The following is a 3,478-nucleotide window of genomic DNA, read 5'->3' on the forward strand; positions in this document are numbered from 1 at the left end:
GGGCCCCCCCCCCCGGGCGGCGCCCCCCCCGCCCCCCCCCCCCCGGTATCGGGGCGGGGCCCGGGGGGGGCCGGGCAGCCGGCCGGGCCAGGTCAGGGGATCAGCAGGGCCTTGCCCGGGACGGCGCGGGCCTCGATGGCGCGGTGTGCCTGCGCGGCATCGGCCAGCGGGAACCTACGGGCGATCACCGGGCGCAGCCGCCCCGCCGCCGCCTCGGCCAGGGCGAAGCCCGCCAGACGGGTGATCTCCGCCGGCGGGAACTGGACCTCCGCGATCCCGCGCAGGGAGATCCCGCGCCGTTCCACCTCCGCCGGGTCCGCTTCGGTGAAACCGCCGCTCGGAGCGCCGTGTGCCGAGACCCGCCCGCCGTTGCGGACCAGCCCGAAGCCCGCCAGGCCCAGATCGCCGCCGACGCCGTCCAGCAGGACGTCCACCGGGCCGCCGACCGCCTCGGTCCAGCCCGGCTCCGCGTAGTCCACCGCCCGGTCCGCCCCCAGTTCCCGGACCAGCGCGAGCTTCCGCTCGCCGCGCGCCGCCCCCACCACGTACGCCCCCGCCGCCACCGCGAGCTGCACCAGCAGCGTCCCCATGCCGCCGGCTGCGCCGAGGATCAGCACCCGCTCGCCCGCCGCGATGCCGATGCCCTCGGCGATGCCCGCGCCGGTCACCCCGTCGTGCGCCAGCGCCGCCGCCTCCGCGGGCTCCAGTCCGTCCGGGACCGGGACCAGCAGTTCCACCGGGACCCGGACCAGTTCCGCGTAGGTCCCCTTCGTACCCGGGGCCGCCACGACCCGCCGGCCCCGCCAGAGCGGGTCCACCCCCTCGCCCACCGCGACGACCGTCCCCGCGGCCGCGCCGCCCGGCACGTACGGAGGGTGGATGCCGAAGGCCTCGCCCCAGCCCCCGCGGATCTGGGTCTCCACGAAGATCGTGTCCACGGCCTCGGTGCGGACCACCACCTCACCCGCCCCCGGGACCGGATCCGGGAGTTCCACCGGCATCAGGACCTCCGGCCCGCCGTACCCGTCCACCCGTATCGCGCGCATGCCGATCCCCTCGTCCGACCCGGCCCCTCCGGCCTTGATCACCTCCCCACTCTCGGACCTCGACCGCGGTTGAGGTCAAGGGCGATCGGCCGTCCGGTCCCGGCCGTCCGGCCCAGTCCCTGAGCGCCGCGGCGGCCCCGCGCTTACCGTGGTGCGGAGTGAGTCCAATCCGCGCGAAGGGACACGCGATGAGTGAATCCGCATCCGGGGGTGCCTCCCGCGCCCCGGCCGAACGCGGCCGCACCACCATTTCCGACGGGGTGGTCGAGAAGATCGCCGGTCTGGCCGCCCGCGAGGTGGTCGGCGTCCACGCCATGGGCAGCGGCACCGGCCTCTCCCGCACCTTCGGCGCCGTCCGCGACCGGGTGCCCGGCGGGGCGAAGTCCTCGGTCACCCGCGGGGTGAAGGCAGAGGTCGGCGAGGTACAGACCGCCCTCGACCTGGAGATCGTCGTCGACTACGGCGTATCGATCCGCGACGTGGCCCGGGCCGTCCGCGAGAACGTCATCTCGTCCGTCGAGCGGATGACCGGTCTGGAGGTCGTCGAGGTCAACATCGCCGTCAGCGACGTCAAGCTGCCGGACGAGCCCGACGAGGAGCCGGAGTCCCGGCTCCAGTGAACCCGGTGAAGGAGCCCGCATGAGGATGGCGGTCGTCGGCCTTTTCGCCGGCATGGCGCTCGCGTTCGCCGGATACTTCGGCGGATTCGGAGCCTTTCTGCTGGTGGCGGCACTCGGCGCCATCGGCTTCATCGTCGGCAGGTTCCTCGACGGGGACCTGGAACCCGGCGACTTCTTCCGCCCCCGAGACCGTGACAGGTGAGGCGCCGATGACCACGCCACGGGCGGTTCCGCCGCGCGTGCCCCCCGCGGAACGGGGGGCCACCCGGATCGCCGACCGGGTCGTCGCCAAGATCGCGGCGCAGGCCGCCCGGGAGGCCCTCGCCGCCCACCCGGGCGGACCGCCCCACGCCGCCGGCGCCGCCGGTGCCGGGCCGGGCGCCCCGCACGCCACCGTCACCGTGCACCACGACATCGCCCGGGTCCGGGTGAGCCTGGAGCTCCACTACCCCTCCGACCTCGCGGCCCAGTGCGCGGCGGTCCGCAGCCGGGTCGTCCGCCGCGTCGAGGAGTGCGCCGGCATGTCCGTGCCCGAGGTGGACCTCGACATCGAGCACCTGCACTCCGCACACACCCGCAGCGCCGCCGTCCGGGACCGGAAGCTGCGGTGACGGCGCCCGCCCCCGACCGGGCCCCGGCCGCCGCCCCCGGCCACGCCCCCGCCCGGGTCCGGATCGCCCGCTTCCGGTCCGCCCGGCGGATCCCCGCCGCGCTGACGGCCCTGGCCGTGCTCGGCGTGGCGGGCCTGTTCCTCTACGACCTCGCCGCCGTACGGGCCGGCCGGCCCGGCATGCAGTGGCGCCGGGACCTCGCCGACCAGCTGGGGCGGCAGACCCCCGCGGACCCCTGGGTGCTCGTCGCCGCCGGGGTCCTGGCCGTCGCCGGGGCACTGCTCCTGTTCCTCGCGCTGACGCCGGGTCTGCGCCGGATCCTTTCGATGCGGCCGCCGGACCCGCAGGACGGGGTCCGCGCCGGACTGGACCGCAAGGCCGCCGCGCTGGTCCTGCGGGACCGGGCGATGGAGGTGTCCGGGGTGCGCTCGGCGCGGGTCGCGGTGCGGCGGTCCCGCGTCGCGGTCCGGGCCCAGTCGCACTTCCGCGAGCTGGACGACGTACGGGCCGACCTGGAGGAGGTCCTCACCGTCGGCATCGGGGAACTGGGCCTCGCGCACCCGCCGCAGCCGCGGGTACGGGTCACCCGGGCCCCCGTCGGGAAGAGGTGACGGGATGCTCGCGACCGTGAACCGCATCCTGCTCGGGATCATCGGAGCCGCGCTCCTGGCGGCCGGCGTGGCGCTGGCGGTGGCGCTGCGGCCGCTCGGCGGCCGCCATGAGCCGCTGCTGTCGGCGGCGACCCGCGAGCAGTACTGGCACGCCGAGGGCTGGTGGTGGTGGGCGGTCGTGGCGGGGCTCGCGGTGTGCGTGGTGCTCGCGCTGTGGTGGCTGCTGGCACAGCTGCGGCGTCCGCGGCTGTCCGCGCTGGTGGTGGACACCGGCGACGAGGCGTACGCGGTGCTGCGCGGGCGGGCCCTGGAGGAGGCGGTGGCCGCGGAGGCGGGCGCGCTCGACGGGGTCGCCCGGTGCCGCGTCGTCCTGCGGGGCCGGCAGGGCCGCCGGCGCGGGGCCCCGAAGCTGCGGATGGATCTGGAGCTGGAGCCGCACGCGGTGCCGGCCGATGCCCTGGCCGGGCTGGCCGGGCCGGTGCTCGGCCACGCCCGCCGGTGGGGGGGGGCGGCCCGGGCACGCGCGGGGGGCGCGGCCCCCGACCCCACACCCCCCCGGCCCCCCCCCGGGCCGGGGGGGGCGGGGAGGC

General features: G+C 77.5%; 6 protein-coding genes. 5 read left to right on the forward strand and 1 reads right to left on the reverse strand.

Annotated elements, in window-relative coordinates; translation table 11 throughout:
• Positions 1-92 precede the first annotated feature (92 nt).
• Positions 93-1,088 carry a zinc-binding dehydrogenase gene (locus tag ACFXA3_RS38875; RefSeq protein ID WP_385195493.1) on the reverse strand — a complete coding sequence of 332 codons (996 nt, stop codon included), beginning with the start codon at positions 1,086-1,088 and terminating at the stop codon, positions 93-95.
• Between the two features lie 146 nt (positions 1,089-1,234).
• Here ACFXA3_RS38875 and ACFXA3_RS38880 point away from each other — a divergent pair, with 146 nt between their 5' ends.
• The 5 genes from ACFXA3_RS38880 to ACFXA3_RS38900 form a co-directional block, all read left to right on the forward strand.
• Positions 1,235-1,666, forward strand: a complete 432-nt coding sequence (locus tag ACFXA3_RS38880) for an Asp23/Gls24 family envelope stress response protein (RefSeq protein ID WP_385195496.1) — start codon at positions 1,235-1,237, stop codon at positions 1,664-1,666.
• A gap of 19 nt (positions 1,667-1,685) precedes the next feature.
• The gene (locus ACFXA3_RS38885; protein WP_385195498.1) at positions 1,686-1,868 is read left to right on the forward strand and encodes a hypothetical protein; all 183 of its coding nucleotides are present in this window, start codon (positions 1,686-1,688) and stop codon (positions 1,866-1,868) included.
• Positions 1,869-1,875: 7 nt separating this feature from the next.
• Positions 1,876-2,277 (forward strand): hypothetical protein, encoded by a 402-nt coding sequence (locus tag ACFXA3_RS38890; RefSeq protein WP_385195500.1) that lies wholly within the window; start codon positions 1,876-1,878, stop codon positions 2,275-2,277.
• Positions 2,274-2,888, forward strand: coding sequence for a DUF6286 domain-containing protein (locus tag ACFXA3_RS38895; RefSeq protein ID WP_385195502.1), 615 nt, complete (start codon positions 2,274-2,276; stop codon positions 2,886-2,888). Before ACFXA3_RS38890 ends, ACFXA3_RS38895 begins: the two co-directional genes overlap by 4 nt.
• Positions 2,889-2,892: 4 nt before the next feature.
• A partial coding sequence (locus tag ACFXA3_RS38900) for an alkaline shock response membrane anchor protein AmaP (RefSeq protein ID WP_385195505.1) occupies positions 2,893-3,478 on the forward strand: 586 nt, incomplete at its 3' end.

The organism is Streptomyces sp. NPDC059456, from assembly GCF_042750055.1.
Classification (GTDB): domain Bacteria; phylum Actinomycetota; class Actinomycetes; order Streptomycetales; family Streptomycetaceae; genus Streptomyces.